Raw genomic sequence first — 23,316 nt, 5'->3', positions numbered from 1 at the left:
TTGAAACTCACCCTAGAGCAGAACAGATCAAAAACAAGTCGAATCGAGGCTCGATCAAATGGTTTCAGAAAAAAGATTAATTAAGAAGTACCTTAACCGACGCCTATATGACACATCGACAAGCAGTTACATTACGCTGTCTGATGTTAGGAAGTTAGTCATGGAAAGTTGTTCATTTAAGGTAGTTGATGCCAAATCGGGAGATGATTTAACTCGCTCAATTTTGCTACAAATTATCACAGAAGAAGAATCAAATGGTCCACCTATATTCTCATCAGCACTACTCTATCAAATCATTCAATTTTATGGGAATGACTTTCAGCAAATGATGAGCTGCTATCTTGAAAAAAATATTCAAACTTTCATGGAAATTCAAAAAACCTTACAAAATCCAACACAAGGATCTAATGTAAACAATGTTGAACCCATGATTGATCCCAACAGCTACACACGATTCATCAGTATGCAAGGGCCTGCGATACAGGAATTAATGACTAATTATCTTGAGCAGAATGCGAAGAATTTCATCTCAATACAGCAACAAATGCAACAACAGGCCAACACCACGTTTAGGGACTTACCTCACCCAAAAAATATGTCATCATCAGAGGACAGAAACTCTGAATAAGTCATCATTTAGTAGTAGCTCATCCATTTAATCACCCACTCACAGAGCATTGAGGGCAATATAACGTGTCAGCACAGGCTAATAGATCTGTAGGTTTTATTTCACTCGGTTGTCCTAAAGCGACCGTAGACTCAGAACGTATCTTATCGTCGCTGCGTGCGGACGGCTATAGCATCAGTCCAAACTATGATAAGGCCGATGTGGTTATAGTTAATACCTGTGGGTTCATCGATGAAGCAATCGCAGAATCTTTAGATGCAATTAGCGAAGCTCTAACTGAGAACGGTAAAGTTATCGTTACTGGGTGCTTGGGAGTAAAATCAAGTTTAATTCTCGATAAATTTCCTGAAGTAATTGCTGTCACCGGGCCTCAACAAACTGATGAAGTCATGTCCGCGGTTCGTTCTAACTTTCCCATAATCAAAAATCCACATTTTGATCTTACGCCAAGACACGATGTCCGGCTAACTCCGCGTCATTACGCCTATCTTAAGATTTCGGAGGGTTGTAATCACAAGTGCACGTTCTGCATCATTCCATCCATGAGAGGCAAACTCGTAAGCAGACCAATAGGGAGCATTCTTGAAGAAGCTAGCGTATTAATTAAGTCTGGCGTGCGTGAACTACTGGTCATATCACAAGACACCAGTGCATTTGGCGTTGATCAAAAATACCGCACTGACTTTTGGAACGGAAAACCAATCAAAACACGACTCTTCGAGCTGTCAAAGGAGTTGGGGAAATTAGGGGCGTGGGTACGATTGCATTATGTCTACCCTTATCCAAATGTTGATGACCTTATACCCTTAATGAGTGAGGGTACTATTCTTCCCTATCTAGACATTCCCTTTCAACACGCTTCGCACCGCATTTTAAAACTTATGAAAAGACCAGCTAATTCAGAAAATGTATTAAATCGCATTAATACATGGCGTTCAGGGTGTCCTGATATAGCGATCAGAAGCACATTTATCGTTGGTTTTCCGGGAGAGACTGAAGCAGAGTTTCAGGAGTTACTTGACTTCCTAACCGAAGCTAATCTCGATCGCGTTGGATGCTTTGAGTACTCTGGTGTCGATGGCGCTACGGCAAATAACTTGCAAGAAAAAAAAGTTCCTAATAAGTTAAAAAGTGAACGCAAAGCAAGATTGATGGAACATCAACACAAAATTAGCTCGCAGCGCCTCAGAGAGAAAATCGGTACTACGCAGACCGTACTAATCGATAAGATGTGCGCTGACAATGTCGCTATTGGTAGAACCCAATACGATGCGCCAGAGATTGATGGGAAGGTTATTATTCGTGATGCTCCACAACTTGATTCTGGTGATATCGTTAAAATCACTATTACGGACTCTGACAATCACGATCTTTTCGCTAATGCTTAATCCTAACGAGTGCTCAGTCAATTAATTAAACAATTAATAGATAAAATATATATCGGTGTTATTGCCTTTTGGTTGGCACTCAAAGCCAAAGAGCTCTCATTAGAAGCAGTAATTTTAACGATACTGATGGTTTCATACGCGCTCGCGCCAATCGATCTAATCCCAGACTTTATTCCTATCATTGGTTACTTGGATGAGCTTGTGATCATTCCTGTATTACTATACTTAATCAATACAATAACAAAAAAAACAACCACAGAAAAATATATTGATATTGCGATTCGTCACATAAAAACGAAGACCAAACCAATCTTTCATTTAGGGATCATCATTGTGATTTTAAGTTGGATTTTAATCGCGCTTGTCGCCCTTACCGCGATGAGTAAATGCATTAAATCAATTTAAGAAATGAGGTCACTTCATTCAAATCCTGGGTCCGTTTCATCGGCGGTAGACTTTTCCAAATCTTTTTTCCATAGGATTTGGTCAATATTCTAGGATCACAGACAATGAGCACACCTAAGTCCGTCTCATCCCGAATTAACCGACCTGCTCCCTGCTTCAAAGAAATAACCGCTTCTGGAACTTGGTAATCCATAAATGCATTGCCACCTTGACTGCGTAGGTAATTAATTCGACCGGCCGTTACTGGATCATCAGGGGCAGAAAATGGTAGCTTATCGATGATCACAAGGACTAATCCCTGACCTCGAACATCAACTCCCTCCCAGAACGAGTGACTACCCAGTAATACGGCATGTTTTGACGTTTTGAAACGATTTAATAATTCAAACTTAGATCCATCCCCTTGCAGAAGCAGCGAAATTTCAACACCGCGCTCAGTCAAGAATTTTGATAATTGTTCGCGAGCAGCGCGCATCGCTATTAAGCTTGTAAACAGCATCATGCAACGTCCATTTGAGGCGATGATTGCTTCAAGACTCTCCTCAACAACTCGGGTAATGTAAGTTTCGTGCGACGGCTCTGGCATGTTTTGGGGCACGTACAAGAGACTGTTCTTCGGATAGTCAAAAGGGCTGTCCCAACTAAGAAACTCTGCCTCTTCAAGTCCCAGCTGTTGAGTAAAGTAAGAGGCATCGCCAGACACCGAAAGTGTTGCTGAAGTGAAAACCCAGCTACGCTCAATATCTCTAACTACAGACCTAAATGCATCTGAAACATTAATGGGTGTTAGGTGCATCCGTACCGACTGAATGTTTGCATCGAACCAACGAATGACGCTATGGTCCTCATTTTTACTCCACGTTCTCAATAACGAATCAACTTCCAGTAGACGCTCTCGGCACCTTTGAAGCTCAAGATTAACCGTTTTTTGTGAATTAATAGCTTCAGCCAATACTGCACCAATACCGGATAACGCGCTCGCTACCTCTAATGCATTGACAAACTTACCCTGATCTCTAATGCCATACCTCCCCTTAACCCCCTCGAATGACAATCTGAGCTCTCGTATTCCCTTTTCAAAACGGTCAATCATCTCATCTATGGCTACCGAACTATCATCCAAAATGATGTATCCATATCTAAGGTCACGAAGTAGCTCATTGAGTTGATTGGTGCTCACACTGGAACCAAAAAATTGCGTTGCGACATCAGCAACCTGGTGAGCTTCATCAAAAATCACCACGTCAAATTCTGGGAGTAACTCGCCAAAACCATCTTGCTTAAGCGCTAGATCCGCAAAAAACAAGTGATGGTTTACCACAACAACCTCAGCAGAAAGCGCTTTTTTACGGGCTTTTAAAACAAAGCACTTACTGATATGAGGACAGTCAGAACCAAGACAATTATCTCTAGTGGAAACCACTCCAGATTGAACTCTGAGACTTTCTTCTGGGATGTTAACTTCAGATATGTCTCCCGATTCAGAATCGTCTAACATACGCTCAAACATATTCAAAAACTCAATCTCCTTGAGACTAGAAAAAGAACGTTCGGCTTTAGTTTTCTTAATTTGATAGTGACAAAGATAATTAGCTCTACCCTTGAGCTTCGCTACTGTTATTGGAATTTTTAATGCGTTCCGTACCACTTGAATATCTTGGTCAAAAAGCTGATCCTGAAGCGTTTTTGTACCAGTTGCAATGATGATTTTACGACCGTAATAAAATGCGGGTATCAAATAAGCAAACGTCTTACCTGTTCCAGTACCTGCTTCGCAAACTATTGGTGTCTTCTGACTAATAGCCCGGCCGATAGCCTTAGCCATTGCAATCTGCTCGACCCGACTTTTATAGCCATCAACAACCTCAGAGAGTAATCCATTTGAGCCGAATGCACGCTCAATATCTTCCTCAATACTCAAATTAAATCACTTTCAATCAAGTTTATTTAAAGGGTCTACAATTATCCTTGGATTTAACACTCAATGCGCAGCGTCATTAGCTCAGCTCACTACCAAGGGACAACTTCAATTGAACATAATACGACCTAACAACAAACCGCAATGGATATTCAAAAGAATGAGACCTAATGGAATCCGATTGCTAACAATAGCCAACGCCTTGGCAACCTTGTGCCTTTTGGTACTTGCAATTGATTTAAACGGAGGAAAATTAATCCTCTACCTTTGCGTAGCTATACTTCACTTGCTATTAGCGTTTGGTATTTTTATACAACAGCGCTGGGCCTACGTGCTGAATATTATTTATGCCTTCTTTCAAGCGGTCGGCATGAGTCTGTGGTGCCTGATAGGTACGCTAACCCTAATGGAGGACTCGGTAACTCAAGACAAGATAAAGTTTTTTATCCTATCAGCCATAGTAGTTCCTTTTTTTATTTGGACTATTCTGTACCTACTAAAGCGGTTGAAAACGGACACATTCAAATAATGCGTTTAATCATCCATGTCTACTGAAGCCGTACGTGGAAAAACTACCGGATCAATTGAAGCCTCCGGTTTAATTTCATAATCTTGCGCTATCGTATTGGTCAACTCCACTTTTTCAATACGATTAAAGCGTTTCGTGATTTTATCGCTACTAACTCGAACATCTTCAGCATCTTTGTGTGCCTGTCGAATATGATCTGCAAGTTTCCGCATTCGATCGTCAAACCGATTGAAGTCATGGCTTAAACCTCTCAATTCATGTTTGATGATGTGGATTTGTTCTCTTGTTGCAATATCCTTCATCACAGCGCGCGCAGTATTCAAAACAGCCATTAACGTCGTAGGTGAAACAATCCAAACCTTCTTCTGCATCGCGTACTCGACAACTTCCCTGTGATACGCATGAATTTCTGCAAAAACAGATTCCGCAGGAATAAACATTACAGCACCGTCACTGGTTTCCCCATCTATGATGTATTTATCGGATATTGAATCGACATGTTTTTTAATATCTATCCTAAAAGCTTTTTGTGCTAATCCCCTATCTACTGAGGAAACATCTCTACCAAACATCCGATGATAATTCTCAAGTGGAAACTTAGAATCTACGGATACATTACCAGTAGGATCTGGAAGCTTTAAAACACAGTCAACCACCTTTCCGTTGGAATAGGTATGTTGGAAATCATACGCGGACGGCGCCAACATATTTCTAACAAGGTTTTCCAGCTGCACCTCACCAAAAGCCCCGCGTGCGCTTCTATCACCAAGCAATTCTTGTAGTCCTATGACGTTAGTGGTAAGACCATCGATTTTCTTCTGGGCCTCATCAATAGTCGCTAAGCGTTCCATCACACTCACAAATGTCTGGTTTGTTTTCTTAAAACCTTCCTCTAGACGCTCATTTACCTTACCAGATATTTGTTCCAAGCGATTATCTGTGACTTTACCAAGCTGCTCCATTGACTCTTGCAGTTGGGTCGATGCAGCTTTCAACGTGGACTGAATGACCTCTCGTTCCGCTCGGCTTTGCTCGGAAAGTTTTTCTAAAATACGAGCAATAACTTCCGATCGGATTAAATCAAGTTTACTTTGTACGTCATTGCGCATTTCACTGATTGTGGCAAGTGTTTTCTCTTTCCCTATAGACTGTTCTTCGATCAACTTAATCTGGAACGACCCGGAACTACTGCGCAGCTGATTGAATTCATTAGAAAGAAAGGAACGAAGGTTTTCATTAAGCGCAGATTGGTTTCTCAACAGTCGATCGGCAAGCGCATTAAGCATTTCACTATTTTCTCTAAAATGCGCCAATGAGAGGTTCTCTAAAGTACTTTTTATTTGTTTTGGGAAGCGCAAAACAAGCACCAAGACGAGCGCGCACAGAATCATGACAAGCATCACGATTCCTATCATCACCTGAGGATTGTCAAACCATGAATTCATCAAGTCAGTATAGCCCATATCTACAGGGCTTAGCTTGAATCATAAAACCGAAAGTACTACCAAATTACCCTACGCTGCTTTTGTGCCACGGGCATCTCTGCGACGCTCATGCTCCTTTAAAGCTTTTTTTCGAAGTCGAATTGATTTGGGAGTAATCTCAACAAGCTCGTCATCCGCGATAAACTCAACTGCTCGCTCGAGTGTCAATTGTATCGGAGGCGTAAGTCGGACTGCCTCATCAGTTCCAGAAGAACGGACGTTAGTTAATTGTTTTTGTCGTATAGGATTCACGCTAAGATCATTGTCACGAGAATGAATTCCAATAATCATACCTTCATACAACTCATCACCAGGGGACACGAACATACGCCCACGCTCTTGTAACTTCCATAATGCATAAGCAACAGCTGGCCCATTATCTTGACTGACTAAAACACCATTGCGACGATCATCAATATCGCCCTTAACAACATCATAAGAGTCAAAGATGTGGCTCGCCACCCCAGTTCCTCGAGTAAGCGTCAGAAATTCGCCCTGAAAGCCAATTAATCCTCTGGCTGGAATTCTATACTCAAGACGAACTCGACCTTTTCCATCAGGCATCATATCCTGCAACTCACCACGCCTAGCACCCAACTCCTCCATTACCGCTCCTTGGTTTTCTTCTTCGACGTCGATAGTTAATATTTCAAAGGGCTCATGACGCGCACCATCAATCTCTTTAAAAATAACACGAGGCCTGCCAACAGCGAGCTCATATCCCTCTCGACGCATATTTTCCAAAAGAATCGTTAGATGCAATTCTCCACGGCCAGACACAATGAAGGTATCAGAATCGGATGTGAATTCAACTTTAAGGGCTACATTCGACTGCAATTCCCGATTAAGTCGATCACGAATTTGTCTACTCGTAACAAACTTACCTACTCTTCCAGCTAAAGGAGACGTATTAACTAAAAAATTCATAGTTAAAGTAGGCTCGTCTACAGTTAACAATGGAAGCGGATCTGGAAACCCCACTTCGCAAATCGTCTGCCCAATAGTGATATCTTCTATTCCGTTAATCAACACAATGTTTCCAGCTTCAGCGTGCTCGACGACTTCCTTTTCAAGCCCGGAAAAGACCAGCACTTGATTAATTTTTCGAGAAATTGCTTCTCCATCAGGGCCAGAAACCATAAGAACTTGTTGGCCAGACTGAATACGGCCTCGATTAATCCTTCCAATACCGATTCGCCCAACAAAACTAGAATAATCCAAAGAACAAATTTGAAGTTGTAGAGGGCCATCGAGATCAACCTCACGCGCAGGAACATGCTCTAAGATTGTTTCAAACAACGGCACCAAACTATCGTTTTTAACATCGGCATCTAAGGTGGCCCAGCCCTCGAGAGCAGACGCAAAAACGACAGGAAAATCTAATTGTTCTTCAGTCGCACCAAGTTTATCGAACAAATCAAAAGTCTTATTGATTACCCAGCTTGGCCGCGCTCCTGAACGATCAATTTTATTCACAACTACAATGGGTTTAAGACCAAGCGACAATGCTTTTTTAGTAACAAAACGAGTCTGAGGCATAGGTCCATCGACAGCATCGACGAGCAGTAGAACGCAATCAACCATGGATAATACCCGCTCTACTTCGCCACCAAAGTCCGCATGCCCAGGAGTGTCAACAATGTTGATGTGCGTGTTTTTATAGCTAATTGCACAGTTCTTAGACAGAATTGTAATACCGCGTTCCTTCTCCAAATCGTTGGAGTCCATCACGCGTTCCGTAACCTGCTTATGAGCTGCAAACGTACCGGACTGTTTTAGCAATTGATCAACTAGAGTGGTTTTTCCGTGATCTACGTGAGCGACAATTGCAATATTACGAATACTGTTCATCATAATTTATTTATTGTTTTAATCTAAATGTGTGGAAATGACTAAGCAATCTCAGAGAACTCATACAAACGTCCAGAGTTACCGTATCGGCGCCGGAGTCTAACACAGTTACGTGCGCAATACGTTACACCGTGCCTAGGAGACGACCTCAATACACACCGGCTCTGCCATAACTTGACCTATTCGGGCTGCACTCAAAAAGCCATCTTTGTGGAACATCTTAAGAACCTCATCTTCTATGGCAGCCGCACAGGTAACTAATAAGCCTCCACTAGTTTGAGGATCGGTCAATAAATTCAGGTCACAGGCATCCAATCCGTCAAAATAGCGGACATACCCTGAGTAACTTGACCAGTTTCTTGCTGAAGCTCCTGTAACGATGCCCTCCCGCGACAACTTTCTAGCCACCTCCAAAAAGGGAATCGCAGAGAGGCTGATCTCGGCTCCAACAGCCGAACCCACAATAATTTCCTTTAAATGACCGAGCAATCCAAAACCTGTTACATCTGTCACTGCATGAACCAGAGCCATTTCTCCGAATAAAGCTCCAGTGATATTAATCTGGGTAGTTAAAGAAATCATCTCTCGGTAAGCATCCTCCGTCAAAAGGTTCCGCTTGAACGCGGCAGAATAAACGCCAATACCAAGTGGTTTCCCAAGGATAATACTATCGCCCACCTTGGCACCCGTATTTCTCTTAACCTTAGCTGGATTTATCTTACCAATGACAGCAAGGCCATAGATGGGTTCTAAGGTGTCAATGGAATGACCACCCGCAATTGGCACCCCTAAAGTTTCGCAGACTGAGTGACCTCCTTGCAGTACCAATGAAATCGTCTCTGCGGAGAGCTTGTCAATTGGCATACCCAAAATACTGAGTGCAAAAAGCGGCCTAGCTCCCATAGCGTACACATCAGAAAAAGCGTTTGTCGCAGCAATCTGTCCAAAGGTAAAAGGATCATCAACAACAGGGGTGAAGAAATCCGTGGTTGCAACAATAGCTGTTTCATCGTTTATTTTATAGATAGCTGCGTCATCAGACTGATCAAAACCTACAAGCAGGTTCATATCTGCAATGGGTTTTAAGCCTGACAAAATCTCTTTTAGGAGATCGGGTGCAATTTTGCAACCACACCCCCCGCCATGTACATATTCAGTTAATTTCAAAAGGATTTCCTATCAACATAATCGTGCGACAATAAAGCGCATAGGAATAAAGTATATAGACGTAATTTACTCTAACTAAAGCGAGTTAATGTCTCAATTTAATATAACAATTACTTAAGCTAAATTGTCTCATGAAGCGCGACCTAATTAATAGCTCTGATTTAAATGCGAACGATGACATTATAGATGTCAGATCCCCTAGCGAATACAGTCTGGACCATATTCCTGGGGCAATCAATTTACCTGTATTAAATGATGCTGAGAGACAATTGGTTGGATGGACTTACAAAAATGAATCTGCATTCAAAGCCAAGAAGATTGGTGCCTCTTTAGTCGCTAAAAATATCGCCCAGCATATTGACACAACGCTCTCGCAAAAGCCTGAAAATTGGTCTCCCGTGATCTATTGCTGGAGGGGAGGAAAACGAAGTGCGTCTATGTCTCTGATCTTTCGCAATATTGGCTGGAGAGCGCGCCAATTATCTGGTGGATATAAAACCTTTAGACGCTATGTGGTCACGGATTTGGGCACCCGGGTCCCAGCGTTCAGCTATATCGTCATATGCGGATTAACCGGGACTGCAAAAACAGATTTAATTGAAGCAATTCAGAGCCAAGGTGGTCAAACCCTAAACCTTGAGGCGCTTGCACGCCATCGTGGATCGTTATTAGGTTATGACCCACACTCGCCGCAACCTAGCCAGAAAAAATTCGAAACGCAAATTTGGCATAGACTCAAACAATGGGATGTAACGAAACCTATTTTTATAGAGTCAGAAAGTAAAAAGATAGGCGACTTGCGTTTACCAGAAGTGTTAATTAATAATGTCCGTCAGGGGGTTTGTGTTAACATCCAAGCCGATTTGATCGCTCGAACTAAATATCTCAAAGCAACGTACAACCACCTAGTCAAAAACCCGTCATTACTAACTAGTCAACTTGAAAAACTTAGATCAAGACATGGAAATCGCGTTATTGATTACTGGTTAGATTTAATCACGAGCAATCAATGGGATGATCTAATTCAAGATTTGTTAAAAAAACATTACGACCCCTTTTATATCAAATCAATGAGCACGAACTTCAAAAATATGCCTCTAGCAAAGGTCTACTCCTTAGATAACATGCTGCCTGATACGGTATTATCATTAGCAATTAAGATACTGTCAGATTGCACAATAACTTCGAATACTAAAAATTAAGGAAAAAAATGACGTCCACCATTGTCGGATTAAAAATCCCAGATTTCTCTGCTGCTATGACCTCAGACAAAACATTCAATATCTCAGACTATCGTGGTAAGCACATAGTGATTTACTTTTATCCTAAAGACAGTACACCCGGATGCACAAACGAAAGTATCCAGTTCAACGATATGCAGCATTCCTTCGATAAGAAAAACTGTTTAATTTTTGGTGTGTCTCGAGACAGTATTAAATCTCACGAAAATTTTAGATCAAAATACGGCTTTAAGTTTGATCTAATCTCCGATAACAACGAAGAGGTTTGCCAAATGTTCGGTGTAATAAAAATAAAGAACATGTACGGAAAACAAGTGCGCGGTATAGAACGAAGTACTTTTTTGATTAGCCCAGAAGGCGTTCTTAAGAAAGAGTGGAGAAAAATAAATATACCGGGACACGCTCAGGAAGTCTTAGACAGCATTTAAAACGTTCTGGGTATTGACCAGCAGTTTTACTAAAAATAGTCAATAATTATTAGGATTGGCGAAATTTGAAAATTGAGTATGCTTTCCGTTCCACGTCAACATGACCACACCAGTTGGGCCATTACGCTGCTTTCCGATAATGACCTCTGCCTTATTTTTGTCTAACGTATCTGGGTTATATACTTCGTCTCGATATATAAAAAGAATCGTATCCGCATCTTGCTCAATCGCCCCTGACTCTCTAAGGTCAGACATTACTGGTCGCCTATTGGGACGCTGCTCTAAAGATCGATTTAATTGGGATAAAGCCATCACTGGAACATTCAACTCTTTAGCTAAACCCTTTAGCGAGCGAGACATTTCTGAAATTTCCGTTGCTCTATTTTCACCCTGCTTGCTCGCAGACATTAACTGAAGATAATCAATCACAATAAGACCTAACTGACCATATTGTCTGTGCAAACGACGTGCTCTCGCTCGCAATTCTAACGAGTTCAACCCAGGAGTTTCATCAATATGTATTGGTGCTTCACTCAACCGACCTACTGCGTTAGTTAGTTTTCTCCAGTCATCTTCTGCTAGTTGTCCAGTTCGTAAATCATGTGCATTAATTTTTCCTAAGGAACTCAACAAACGCATTGCAAGTTGCCCTGCACTCATCTCCATCGAAAATATTCCGATGGGTAATCCAGCATCTAGAGCTACATATTGAGCAATATTTAACGCGAGTGCGGTCTTACCCATTGATGGTCGCCCAGCAACAATCACCAAATCACCAGCCTGGAATCCCGAAGTCATACGGTCAAGATCTACAAATCCAGTAGGCACACCCGTTACATCAGACGGGTTATCGCGGTTATAGAGCATGTCAATACGCTCTACTACCTGCGTCAATATAGGCTGTATATCTTGGAAGCCTTGACGCGTCCTGGATCCTTCTTCAGAGATCGAAAATATCTTTGACTCAGCTTCATCCAGTAACTGAGCTGCTTCCTGGCCCATAGGGTTGTAGGCGAGATCAGCAATGGTTGCCGCTGTATGAGCCAGCTTTCTAAGTATTGAACGCTCGCGAACTATCTCGGCGTATCGCCTAATATTGGCAACAGATGGTGTATTTTGCGCTAGAGCGCCTATGTAGGATAAGCCACCTACCTGCTCAAGCTCCTTGGTGCTCTCTAAACTCTCAGCAACTGTAATTGCGTCGGCAGGTTTGTTAGATCCGATGAGCCGTGAAATATGCTGATATATTATTTTATGATCCGGACGATAAAGATCCGATTCATTTATACAGTCAGCTACGCGGTCCCAAGTGGTATTATCAAGCAATAAGCCACCTAAGACCGATTGTTCTGCCTCAACTGAGTGAGGCGGAATCTTAATAGACAATAATTCTTGATCAGACATACATTACCGGCACTCTTATGATATCAACTCGTTCCCCATAGTAGAGCATATCATTCCCACCAACAATTAAACGAGTAAATTAAGCCCAAAGAACAGCGACAGGCTTACAAAACTCTTAATGCAAAAAAACCACGTGTCATCACGTGGTTTTTTTTTAATACCTTGTTCGCCCTACTGCTCTGGCGTAACAGTCACCGCAATTGTTGCGACGACATCTGCATGCAAGCTAACAGAGATGCCAAACTCACCAATCTGTTTTAAAGGCCCAGTCGGCATCTGAATTTGATTCTTATTAATTTCAAGCCCTTGGGCATTTAATGCGTCTGCTATATCGTAATGCGTCACTGATCCAAAAAGCCGACCATCCACACCAGCCTTTTGAGCAATTTGAATAGATGCACCATTTACTTTTTCGTATTTGGCTTGCGCATTAGAAAGAATTTGTGCCTGTTGAGCCTCTAATTCAGCTCGTTTTTTCTCAAATTCTGCTAGGTTCTCTTTTGTAGCTCGTTGTGCCTTGCCTTTAGGTATCAAATAATTGCGAGCATATCCTTCTTTAACAGTTACTAGATCACCTAAACGACCGAGATTCACGACTTGTTCTAAGAGAATGATTTCCATTGGTCAATTCCGTCAAAAATTAATGGGCGTCAGAGTAGGGTAAGAGTGCAAGAAATCTAGCTCTCTTAATTGCTACCGACAACTGTCTTTGAAAACCGGAACGTGTCCCAGTGATACGAGCGGGAATAATTTTTCCATTCTCGGAAACAAAGTCTTTCAAGATATCCGTATTTTTGTAATCAACCCAGTCTATTTTCTCAGCAGTAAAACGGCAAAACTTACGCCGTTTGAATAAAGGACGACTTGGATTACGTTTATCATTCTTCTTCTTAAATGCCATTACAACCTCCAATATCTTAAGAATTAATTCTTATTGAATTCTTGCACATTAAACACAGGCCATTTTAATCGAGCTCCCTTGTTCATCAAAAATCCAGAGAACAATAGCTGTTGCCCTATTTCAATTCGATCTAATTCAACTGCCTTGTCGCCTAACACAACACAATCAAGATTCAAAATGACTCTTCTTTGGTTTTTAGCTTCCATCTGTTCACTGCCATGTTCTACTGAAAATTTCAGAACCGGTATTCCAGATGGAGAATATCGTAAAACCTCTTTAACGGTAATCATCGCGAATAAATTTACCTTATTCGTCGACACAAAGTGTCCCCTATGCCCCCTGGATGGTTTCAGCAGCTTCTTGAACAGGCTCTGACGCAACCTCTTCACTTACTACCGCTGCGCCCACCTTAATTGCGGGCACATATGCAGCGGGATCTTCAGATGAAGTTACTGGAGGCCGCCCAACAATTTGTTTCGTTTTATCTTCTTTCATCATCGATGAAGGCTCAGTGACCGCTGCTTTCATCGAAACAGTGAGATGTCGGATAACGGCATCATTAAATTTAAAACCCAACTCAATTTCTTTGATTACTTCTTGGTCACACTCAACGTTCATAAGCACGTAATGCGCTTTATGAATTTTTTGAATAGGATAAGCAAGCTGTCTACGCCCCCAGTCTTCCAACCGATGCACTACTCCCTGCCCGGTGGTAACTTGGTTGCGATAACGCTCTATCATTGCTGGTACCTGTTCACTCTGATCTGGGTGAACGAGAAATACGATTTCGTAATGCCGCATAATTTGTCTCCTTATGGTTGACCGACGCTTTATCGGCGTCTTTAAAGCCCCCTAAAATGCGGTTTTAGTGGAGCAAGGATGAGCGAGTATACTCTCTTTATCAGGTCTACACAAATGAGAAAAACAAATAATAATGCGCAGGAATAACGTGTTAGCCAAGCCAGACATTAAAAAAACGCAGATGGATAGCTAAAACTAAAGGTACGAGCTATCACCATATTAAGATTTTTAACAATTCCGCTATCTGGAGCTTTATTTATTGGTATAGTCCCAAGCTTTTTAAAAACTGATAATAAATTCCGAATTAGTCGAGGGATCGCGATTAAAATTAGATGGCCGCCCAAAAGTCAAGAGAAGATCAAAATATTATGCCTGTACGGCGCTGGCTTTTGCTGCTGACCGTGCAACTTGTCACATTATTATTCGGTATGGCCATTACCGCCTCAACAATTGTTTTACCGCATATTCGAGGCGCATTATCGGTCAACCAAGATCAAGCCTCTTGGACCGTAACTTTATTCCTGGTGGGGGCAGCAGTCGGAACACCAATCACAGGATGGCTTGCGGGTCGACTTGGCTGGCGACGTCTAATGATTGGGACTTTGATTGGCTTCACTATCGCGTCAGTAGCCTGTGGGCTCTCCACAAACATTGAGACTCTACTGATATCCAGAACCGCACAAGGACTTTTTGGTGCTCCCTTGACGCCTTTAGGCCTCGGCATGTTACTCGCAACATTTCCAAAACGACAACACGCTCTTGTGCTTATGTTATGGGGCGTCGGCGGAACTATGGGGATCGTACTCGGCCCCATATTAGGTGGCGTGGTTGGAGAAGTACTAGGTTGGCGATGGACATACCTGTTTCTCGCGCCAATTAGCGTGATCGCTATAATAATCGCAGCATTCGCTCTCGGTGACCAACAGCGTGGGACCTCTGGAAGATTTGGATGGATTGGATTCTTAAGTCTTGCTATTGCGATGGGATCAGCGCAGTTATTACTTGATAGAGGTCACCGTTTAGATTGGTTTGAATCATTTGAAATCTCAATCGAGCTATTTACTTGTCTTACTGCCATACTGATCTTCGTGGGGAGCACAGTTTACTCGAGAACACCATTTTTTGAACGTGCGATTTTCACCAACTGGAACTTTGCTGTCGGGCTTGTCACAATATTGCTTATGGGAGCCCTCAGTTATTCGCCAATCGCGCTCTTCCCCACACTATTACAAGACCTACGCGGGTACCCAGATGCGACTGCTGGCTTATTACTTTCCGCTCGAGGTTTGGGAAATTTAGCCAGTTTACTTATTGTTGTTCAATTTACACGGAAGAACGCAAAACTTGCCCTAACAACAGGTATAGCCATGCAAATTTGGGCTGGCTGGGGCATGTACTCACTTAACATCAACATGACAGAATTTGATGTGATGTGGACTAATTTTTTACAGGGATTCGGCTTTGGGTTAGCGTATACGCCAATGGCAGTACTGGCCTTTGCGACAATGCCAAATCAGCTCACCGTGCAAGCAGCGGCCCTATTTAATGTGATACGCAATTTCGGTAGCAGTCTATTCCTATCCATCTGCATGTTGGTACTTCTCAGATCCACCGCGGAGAACTACGCTGGACTTAGTCAAGCTATCAACCCTATGAATCAGTGGCTCTCAGAACCACAAATCTCAAGTCATTGGGGAACAGAATCAATGGAATCGATAGCTCGCCTGAGTCAAGAAATTACACATCAGTCCTTAATGGGTGGATACCTCAACGCGTTTGGCCTTTTTACTTTGGTGGCCGTAGCTGCCCTTCCCCTGGCTTGGCTTTATCGATCCGACAAATACAGGAACGAGTAACTATGACCATTTATGTTTAACACATAAATGGTCAAATCCAACCTACATGTTTTTATTCACGAATGACGTTTAGCCCAAAGCTTAAAAACCAAAAACAAATTAACTATGAACAACCATAAAGCGATAAAAAAATGTGTTCGCGTCCAGAAAATAGTTGTGTCAATCAATTCATTAACAACTACAGTTTGATCAACCAAATGCTGGTGAAGCAAAATTGTCATCTCTTTCAATCCGGTTTTATCGGAAGAAGAATGAATCACATCCAAAACTACACTTGGAGGATTTGATAAAACCTCCCAATCGGGAAAAACTTTTATATCAAGATAAATCACTCCTAAAAAAAGAGAGAGGTAGCCCAATACGGATAATCCATTTATCCAAAGCAAAAAATACATGATTTTATTCACTGGAAACAATCCCATTTTATCGCGACCAAGCAGCTAGGCTCGAATCACTTTGATAATTTCTTCGATCGCAGCCGGATCTTCCAAAGTAGTCAGATCACCTGGATCTCTATTTTCAGCAATAGCCTGAATGCTTCGTCGTAATAGCTTTCCAGAGCGTGTTTTCGGTAGCATTGAGACAAAATAAACATTTCTCGGCCTAGCGATCGCACCAAGAGACTGATCTACTTCCTTAATGATTTCATTCTGTTCCACCTCGTTATAAGATGAATCATTAGTATGAAGCTGACTTTTACGAACAACAAACGCAATCGGCATTTGCCCCTTAACAGCGTCCTGAACACCTACAACAGCAACTTCTGCGACGTTTCTGTGATTTTGAATCGCCTCTTCAATCTCTCGAGTACCCAATCGATGTCCCGCAACATTAATCACGTCATCGGTACGACCCAGAATGAAATGGTAACCATCCTCATCTCTAATTCCCCAATCAAAGGTCGAATAGACGAGCGTCGAGTCAAATGTTGAAAAATATATACTCACAAACCGCTCATCATCTCCCCATATAGTACTCATACACCCAGGCGGTAATGGCGGAAAAATCGATACGAGCCCTTTTTCATTCACATCCGCCTCAGAAGCATCTGACTCACGTAACACTTTAAGGTTATAGCCGTATGCCGGAAAAGAAGGACTTCCATACTTAACGGGAGTTGATTCGATCCCAGGCATCGGTGCTAATACAGGCCACCCAGTTTCAGTTTGCCAAAAATGATCGTGTACAGGTTTTCCAATAGCATCCGATATCCAACTATGCGTCGATTCATCCAATGGCTCGCCTGCTAGAAACAAATGCTTTAAAACACCCAGATCATATTTATTAATATATTTAGGATCCTGTTTTTTCAATACCCGAATAGCGGTTGGTGACGAAAACATCACATTTACATTGTATTTTTCAACGATACTCCACCATATCCCTGGATCAGGCGTCGTTGGCAACCCTTCATATAGAATAGTTGTCATTCCCATAATAAGTGGCGCATACACAACATAAGAATGACCAACTACCCAACCAATATCAGAAGTCGTGAATATCGTATCACCCGCTTGCGCATCGTATATATGACGCATAGAAGCAGCTAAAGCCACTGCGTACCCACCAGTATCGCGCTGTACACCCTTGGGTTTACCTGTCGTACCAGATGTGTACAAGATATAGCTTGGCTCGTTAGACTCAAGCCATTCAACCTCAACTGTTTCACCATTGAGTGACTGAATAGCCTCTCGATAATCAATATCTCGTGCTGCATCCCAACCAAACGTATCTACTAAACCTCGATTAACTAAAATCACGTACTCTGGTGGTTTTTGAGCTAACTCTAATGCCTCGTCGACTAATCCCTTATATTGAATAATACGACCTCCTCTGATCCCAGCGTCGGCAGTGACCATAACCCTTGGCGAACAATCATCCACCCTATGAGCCAAACTGGAAGGGGCAAAACCTCCAAAAACAACCGAATGAACTGCTCCGATGCGAACGCATGCCAACATCGCATAGACAGCCTCAGGGATCATCGGCATATAAATTAAAACTCTGTCGCCTTTATGAACTCCTTGTTTCTTGAGCAGAGCAGCAAATTTATTCACCTCTTGATACAGATCTTGATAACTAATCGCGCACTCTGTGTGGGTCTCGGTAGAAACATAAATAATCGCATCTTGGTCTGGTCGGTCATCCAAATGCCTGTCAATCGCATTGAAACAAAGATTGGTCTTCCCGTTCAAGAACCACTTGGTGAATGGCGGCTTCGAATAATCAAGCACCCGATCAAACTCACTGTCCCAGTAGATCAATTTGGCCTGCTCAGCCCAAAATTCGTCCATTTTATCTAACGATTTTTGGTGAAATTCATTGATTTTTTTAAACACTACCGCCTCACTAACGAACGTCAAAGATTAATCTGAAATCTTAACCACCGAACGTCCTCGCATCTTCGCTTGCATGACCAGTTCGAATGTTGATGGCAACTCATTGAATGAAACAACGGTAACGATCCTGTCGAGATTCCTTGGTCTCAAATCCGTTGCAAGTCTCTCCCACACTTTTCGCCGGATCGACATTTCCGCGTTCACTGAATCAATCCCCGCAAGCGTCACACCTCTGAGGATAAAAGGCATGACAGTCGTATTAAATTTGAAACTTGAGGCCAATCCGATCGAAGCAATTACACCACCAACCTTAACAGTACTCGCCATCCAAGACAAAATATCTCCGCCGAGATTATCGACAGCACCTGCCCAGGTCTCACGCCCTAAAGGCCTAATTTTTGTTAGGTCAATCGATGCAATATCTAAAACCTCAACCGCCCCAATATCTCTTAAATACTTTTCTTGCTCTGGCTTTCTAGTCATGGCGGTGACGTTATATCCCAAGCCTGCCAAAATATCTACGGCGATCCCACCGACACCGCCGGTGGCACCATTTACGACAACTGGACCAGCATTTAGATTAAGTCCGTTGTGCTCCATACGCTCAACAGCGAGACCCGCAGTAAACCCCGCCGTTCCCAAAGCCATTGAACTAAAAAGGTCTAGCCCATTAGGCATCAGAACAACCCACTCAGCCGGTATTCGACAGTACTCAGCATAACCTCCATGATGAGCTACACCAATATCATAGCTGGTCGCTATTACTTCTTGACCCACTTTGAAATCATCCGACGATGATTCAACGACCACACCCGACAAATCAATTCCCCCGACACAGGGAAATCTACGAATAATCTTTCCCGCACCAGTTGCAGCAAGCGCATCCTTGAAATTCACAGACGAGTAAGCGGTTTTAATGAGAACCTCTCCTTGATCCAGAGCAGTAATGTCTAAGTTTTTATACCCACTTGTGACGCCATCCCCTGTCTCTTCAATCAAGAATGCTTTAAATTGCATCATTAATAGATCTCCTTTTATGTTTTATATGGCTTTTTGTGCGATGGGGAAATACTACACCGTACTACATAACCAGTTTTTTACGGCAAATGAGCTTCGCCAAGATAACGCCTGGTCTGCATCTCGATTAAACGCGATTCAGTACGGTACTTTTCAGCCCCTCCTAGCGCGTCTGTAAATAAAGAACTTAGAGTAAATTCTGAATCAATTATTAAGTTCACTCGTCGATCGTAGAACTCGTCAACGAGCCAAGTAAACCGTCTCCGCATATTATCTTTATCTTTATCAAACGCAGGAACATCACTGATAAAAACCGTATGAAACTGCTTGGCTAATTCAATATAGTCGTCTTTTCCTCGAGGCCCGTCACAGATCGTATCAAAATTAAACCAAATTGCCTCCTTTGAAATCATCTTAGTAGGAATCGCTCTGTTTTGTAATTCAATTGTCTCCGAACATTTGTTTACTTTTGACAGCGAAACAAACAAATCCATTACTAATGATTGAACCTCATTTTGACTCCCGCGAAAGTAGACTCCCGCCTTCTCTAAGGAAGCCAACCGATAATCCTCACCAGCATCGAGATTGACGACTTGCATCCTTGCTTCAATCAGATCAATAGTAGGCAAAAACTGCGCTCTCTGAAGACCATGTTCGTAGAGCTTATTGGGCTTCGAATTAGCGGTAGTAACAATAACTACCTCTTCATTTAAAAGCGAATCGAGTAAGTTCCTCATAATCATCGCATCACCAATATCTGAAATATGAAACTCATCAAGACATAGTAATTTCGTTTTCGATGAAATATCTTTTCCAATAATCTGAAGAGGATTAGGTCGACCTTGCAGGGCTCTCAGACTGTGATGTATTTCTTGCATGAATCGATGAAAGTGAATCCTCTTTTTTTTATCGAATCGGATGTTTTCATAAAAAAGGTCCATCAGGAAGGTTTTGCCACGACCTACACCTCCCCAAATATACATACCTTTTACGCGTTTCGTTTTAAAAAAAAGTTGTGTTATGAGCCCTTTTTTCTCTGACAAACGTTCAAGATCAACAGCTAATTGCGCAAGCTGATTAACCATCTCAATTTGAGCTTTATCAAGCGTATGCCCCAGGTCTTTTGCCTTTTTTTCAATCAGCTTTCGCATGGCAATCTACTCGAGAGGTCTAAGAATGCTTAACATATAGGAAAAAACCATACCGTACTGGCACAATTAGCGCTCAAGTACCTCATGGCATTAGGTTTTAAAGACTCAAATATCGATTATCGATCCCTAAAGCGGCCTCATGCATAGCTTCAGATAACGACGGATGAGCATGGACAATGCGAGCGATATCCTCTGCAGTGGCACCAAATTCCATCGCTACAACCGCTTCAGAGATCAATTCTGAGGCGTACGGACCAATGATGTGCACTCCAAGAATTCGATCTGTTGTCTCATGCGCAATCATCTTGACAAAGCCACTGCTATCGCCAATCGCTTGTGCTCGCCCGCTGGCCACGAAAGGGAATTTACCCACTTTATATGGCACACAATCCGCCTTTAGATCTTGCTCCGTTCGTCCCACCCAGGCGATCTCCGGACTCGTGTAAATTACCCATGGGATCGTATCAAGATTAACGTCTCCGTATTGGCCCGCAATAGTCTCAGCCACCGCAACGCCTTCTTCAGAGGACTTGTGTGCCAGCATCGGCCCTCGCACAACGTCGCCAATAGCATAGATATTTTCAACCGTCGTTAAATTATGATTATCAACGACAATAAATCCCCGCTCATCAACTTTGACCCCAACATTTTCTAGACCCACACCACTTGAATTAGGCACTCGACCAACAGCTATTACAATACGATCACACTCCAATGTTTTAACGACATCAGCCTCTTTATAGGTGACTGTCATTTTTTTGCCTTTTCGTTTGACATTTTGAACAACACAACCTAGTCGAATGTCTAGTCCAACATTCTTGGTAAATATTTTCTTTGCCTCCTTAGCCACAGCCTCATCAACGGCACCCAAAAAAGTAGGGAGCGCTTCCAATATCGTCACCTGAGCACCTAAACGTCTCCACACACTACCCATCTCTAGACCTATGACGCCAGCACCAATAACCAATAAATGTTTGGGCGTTTTTGCTATCGACAATGCACCTTTATTGTCACAAATATAATCATTATCTACCGGCACTGAGTCCATCTCTCTGGGTCGTGATCCCGTTGCAATAATCACGTTCTTAGCCTTCAAGATCACCTCCGAGGCACCATCCACCCTTAGACTAATCACATCGCCTTTAGAAACAATAAGAGCGCGACCGTGCATCTGGGTCACCTTATTCTTCTTAAAAAGAAGAGCGATACCATTTGTGAATTGCTTCACAATGCCGTCTTTTCGAGCCAACATTTTCGATACATCAATACTTACATTTGTTGCCGAAATCCCATGTTCATGGAATTTGTAAATAGCTTTCTCATAATTTTCAGAAGACTCGAGAAGCGCTTTAGATGGGATACAGCCAACATTGAGACAGGTGCCACCAAGACTAGCTTTACCCTTGGAGTCGGTAAAATCGTCGATACAAACCGTTCGAAGACCCAATTGAGCCGCTCGAATGGCCGCGACATACCCGCCAGGTCCAGCCCCGATTACAGCAACGTCGTATATAGTTTCCATAACACTTAATTAATTAATAATTACAAAATAGATTCTTATCCGCTAAATCTCGATTAACAAACGAGAAGGGTCTTCGAGCGCCTCTTTAATTGCAACGAGAAATAGAACCGCCTCGCGACCATCAATAATCCGATGATCGTAAGATAATGCCAAATAATTTATTGGCCTCACAACAACCTGTCCGTCCTCAACAACTGGCCGGTCTTTTGTTGCATGGATTCCCAAAATAGCTGATTGAGGTGGATTAATGATTGGTGTCGATAACATAGATCCGAAAACCCCACCATTGGATACAGAGAAAGTGCCACCGGTTAATTCATCAATGGTCAACCTACCCTCTTGAGCTCGCTTCCCGTAAGCACTGATCGATTTCTCAATTTCTGAGAATGCCAACGTATCGGCATTTCGAATGATTGGCACGACAAGACCTCTGGGGCTACCGACCGCCATACCAATATCAAAATATCCATGATAAATGATGTGTTCTCCGTCTACTGAGGCGTTGACTATTGGGTATTTTTTAAGTCCTGCAATAACTGCCTTGACAAAGAAGGACATAAAACCCAACTTAACTCCATGCTCCTTTTCAAACTGTACCTTGTACCGGTTTCGAATATCTATCACTGGTTGCATATTCACTTCATTGAAGGTCGTCAAGATTGCTGCTGTCGCCTGAGACTGCAGTAATCGCTCTGCAACTCGTTGCCGGAGACGTGACATCGGCACACGCTGCTCAGATCTACCTTTTGAATCCAATTCTCTTACCTCTGATGGACCTGCAGCAGACAACAAACTTTCTTTTTTAGCAAATGATGCGGCAACCACATCTTCTTTGGTAATACGACCGCCTCGACCGGTCCCCGAGATCTTATTCAATTCAATACTTCTACCAGCGGCCAATTTCCTTGCTGCTGGCATGAGTACCACAGACGCCTCTACCGCAGAAGTATCTGTCTTAGGACTCTCTTTTCCACCTAACGCTATTGTGGTCGCCTCAACCTGTCGATCATCAACCGCACTGGTATCGATGCGCGCAATAACCTCATTCGCGGTGACCAAAGCTCCATCTACTTTAACAATCTCGGTCAACATACCCGAGTGGGGTGCGGGCAGCTCTAACACCACTTTATCTGTCTCAATGTCGATGAGATTCTCATCTCGTTGCACAAAATCTCCTAGTTTTTTGTGCCAGGACAACAAAGTTGCCTCAGCTACAGACTCAGACAATGCGGGAACTCGAACTTCAATTAGCATGACCTCTCCCAATTATGGTTAGTCGCAAATAC

The 23,316-nt window shown here is 42.6% G+C and carries 20 protein-coding genes and 1 pseudogene; 6 read left to right on the top strand and 15 right to left on the bottom strand.

Translation table 11 applies throughout. The features are described from left to right. The first annotated feature begins 58 nt into the window (after nt 1-58). The 3 genes from phaR (at nt 59) to O3A65_05755 (ending at nt 2,421) form a co-directional block, all read left to right on the top strand. Complete coding sequence (gene phaR / locus O3A65_05765) at nt 59-628, top strand: polyhydroxyalkanoate synthesis repressor PhaR (GenBank protein ID MDA1331976.1); 570 nt, start codon at nt 59-61, stop codon at nt 626-628. Between the two features lie 65 nt (nt 629-693). Next, on the top strand, nt 694-2,016 hold the full coding sequence (rimO, locus tag O3A65_05760) for a 30S ribosomal protein S12 methylthiotransferase RimO (protein ID MDA1331975.1): 1,323 nt from the start codon (nt 694-696) through the stop codon (nt 2,014-2,016). A gap of 9 nt (nt 2,017-2,025) precedes the next feature. Continuing rightward, nucleotides 2,026-2,421, top strand: coding sequence for a DUF1232 domain-containing protein (locus O3A65_05755; protein MDA1331974.1), 396 nt, complete (start codon nt 2,026-2,028; stop codon nt 2,419-2,421). On the opposite strand, the gene O3A65_05750 is transcribed toward O3A65_05755, so the two are convergent. From O3A65_05750 to selD, 4 genes are all read right to left on the bottom strand, one after another. Next, nucleotides 2,408-4,342 carry an ATP-dependent DNA helicase gene (locus O3A65_05750; GenBank protein MDA1331973.1) on the bottom strand — a complete coding sequence of 645 codons (1,935 nt, stop codon included), beginning with the start codon at nt 4,340-4,342 and terminating at the stop codon, nt 2,408-2,410. The two genes, O3A65_05755 and O3A65_05750, sit on opposite strands and share 14 nt — an antisense overlap. Before the next feature lie 531 nt (nt 4,343-4,873). Further along, nucleotides 4,874-6,331, bottom strand: a complete 1,458-nt coding sequence (gene rmuC / locus O3A65_05745; GenBank protein ID MDA1331972.1) for a DNA recombination protein RmuC — start codon at nt 6,329-6,331, stop codon at nt 4,874-4,876. A 51-nt stretch (nt 6,332-6,382) separates the two neighbouring features. Beyond that, nucleotides 6,383-8,206, bottom strand: coding sequence for a translational GTPase TypA (gene typA / locus O3A65_05740; GenBank protein MDA1331971.1), 1,824 nt, complete (start codon nt 8,204-8,206; stop codon nt 6,383-6,385). 132 nt (nt 8,207-8,338) lie between these two features. After that, complete coding sequence (gene selD, locus O3A65_05735; protein ID MDA1331970.1) at nt 8,339-9,370, bottom strand: selenide, water dikinase SelD; 1,032 nt, start codon at nt 9,368-9,370, stop codon at nt 8,339-8,341. A gap of 131 nt (nt 9,371-9,501) precedes the next feature. Between selD and mnmH the strand changes: the two genes are divergently transcribed. After that, nucleotides 9,502-10,572: a tRNA 2-selenouridine(34) synthase MnmH gene (gene mnmH / locus O3A65_05730; GenBank protein MDA1331969.1), complete on the top strand. Its 1,071-nt coding sequence runs from the start codon at nt 9,502-9,504 to the stop codon at nt 10,570-10,572. An 8-nt stretch (nt 10,573-10,580) separates the two neighbouring features. Next, on the top strand, nt 10,581-11,039 hold the full coding sequence (locus tag O3A65_05725; protein MDA1331968.1) for a peroxiredoxin: 459 nt from the start codon (nt 10,581-10,583) through the stop codon (nt 11,037-11,039). A 39-nt stretch (nt 11,040-11,078) separates the two neighbouring features. Here the strand turns inward: O3A65_05725 and dnaB are convergent, their stop codons facing one another. The 5 genes and pseudogenes from dnaB to rpsF all read right to left on the bottom strand — a co-directional run bounded on the left by dnaB (nt 11,079) and on the right by rpsF (nt 14,145). Beyond that, nucleotides 11,079-12,443 carry a replicative DNA helicase gene (gene dnaB / locus O3A65_05720; GenBank protein MDA1331967.1) on the bottom strand — a complete coding sequence of 455 codons (1,365 nt, stop codon included), beginning with the start codon at nt 12,441-12,443 and terminating at the stop codon, nt 11,079-11,081. 171 nt (nt 12,444-12,614) lie between these two features. After that, the gene (gene rplI, locus O3A65_05715) at nt 12,615-13,064 is read right to left on the bottom strand and encodes a 50S ribosomal protein L9 (protein MDA1331966.1); all 450 of its coding nucleotides are present in this window, start codon (nt 13,062-13,064) and stop codon (nt 12,615-12,617) included. Nucleotides 13,065-13,083: 19 nt separating this feature from the next. Next, complete coding sequence (rpsR, locus tag O3A65_05710) at nt 13,084-13,344, bottom strand: 30S ribosomal protein S18 (protein MDA1331965.1); 261 nt, start codon at nt 13,342-13,344, stop codon at nt 13,084-13,086. Between the two features lie 23 nt (nt 13,345-13,367). Next, nucleotides 13,368-13,664, bottom strand: a complete 297-nt coding sequence (gene priB / locus O3A65_05705) for a primosomal replication protein N (protein ID MDA1331964.1) — start codon at nt 13,662-13,664, stop codon at nt 13,368-13,370. Nucleotides 13,665-13,803: 139 nt separating this feature from the next. Further along, nucleotides 13,804-14,145 (bottom strand): annotated as a pseudogene (rpsF, locus tag O3A65_05700) (30S ribosomal protein S6). Nucleotides 14,146-14,477: 332 nt separating this feature from the next. On the opposite strand from rpsF, the gene O3A65_05695 reads away from it, so the two are divergent. Continuing rightward, the gene (locus tag O3A65_05695) at nt 14,478-16,001 is read left to right on the top strand and encodes a DHA2 family efflux MFS transporter permease subunit (protein ID MDA1331963.1); all 1,524 of its coding nucleotides are present in this window, start codon (nt 14,478-14,480) and stop codon (nt 15,999-16,001) included. Between the two features lie 56 nt (nt 16,002-16,057). Here O3A65_05695 and O3A65_05690 read toward each other — a convergent pair whose 3' ends face one another. From O3A65_05690 to odhB, 6 genes are all read right to left on the bottom strand, one after another. Further along, nucleotides 16,058-16,408 carry a hypothetical protein gene (locus tag O3A65_05690; protein MDA1331962.1) on the bottom strand — a complete coding sequence of 117 codons (351 nt, stop codon included), beginning with the start codon at nt 16,406-16,408 and terminating at the stop codon, nt 16,058-16,060. 33 nt (nt 16,409-16,441) lie between these two features. Then, complete coding sequence (locus tag O3A65_05685) at nt 16,442-18,340, bottom strand: propionate--CoA ligase (protein ID MDA1331961.1); 1,899 nt, start codon at nt 18,338-18,340, stop codon at nt 16,442-16,444. 27 nt (nt 18,341-18,367) lie between these two features. Further along, nucleotides 18,368-19,360 (bottom strand): oxidoreductase, encoded by a 993-nt coding sequence (locus O3A65_05680; GenBank protein MDA1331960.1) that lies wholly within the window; start codon nt 19,358-19,360, stop codon nt 18,368-18,370. A 77-nt stretch (nt 19,361-19,437) separates the two neighbouring features. Beyond that, entirely contained in the window at nt 19,438-20,508 is a 1,071-nt protein-coding gene (gene zapE, locus O3A65_05675) for a cell division protein ZapE (protein MDA1331959.1), read from the bottom strand. A 97-nt stretch (nt 20,509-20,605) separates the two neighbouring features. After that, a complete protein-coding gene (gene lpdA / locus O3A65_05670) occupies nt 20,606-22,030 on the bottom strand; it encodes a dihydrolipoyl dehydrogenase (protein ID MDA1331958.1) in 1,425 nt (474 codons plus the stop codon). A gap of 42 nt (nt 22,031-22,072) precedes the next feature. Then, nucleotides 22,073-23,284, bottom strand: coding sequence for a 2-oxoglutarate dehydrogenase complex dihydrolipoyllysine-residue succinyltransferase (gene odhB / locus O3A65_05665; protein ID MDA1331957.1), 1,212 nt, complete (start codon nt 23,282-23,284; stop codon nt 22,073-22,075). Between the last annotated feature and the right edge of the window lie 32 nt (nt 23,285-23,316).

Source organism: Pseudomonadota bacterium, assembly GCA_027624715.1.
In the GTDB taxonomy this organism is placed as follows: Bacteria; Pseudomonadota; Gammaproteobacteria; order Burkholderiales; family Eutrophovitaceae; genus Eutrophovita.
This window is presented reverse-complemented; position numbering and strand designations above follow the sequence as displayed.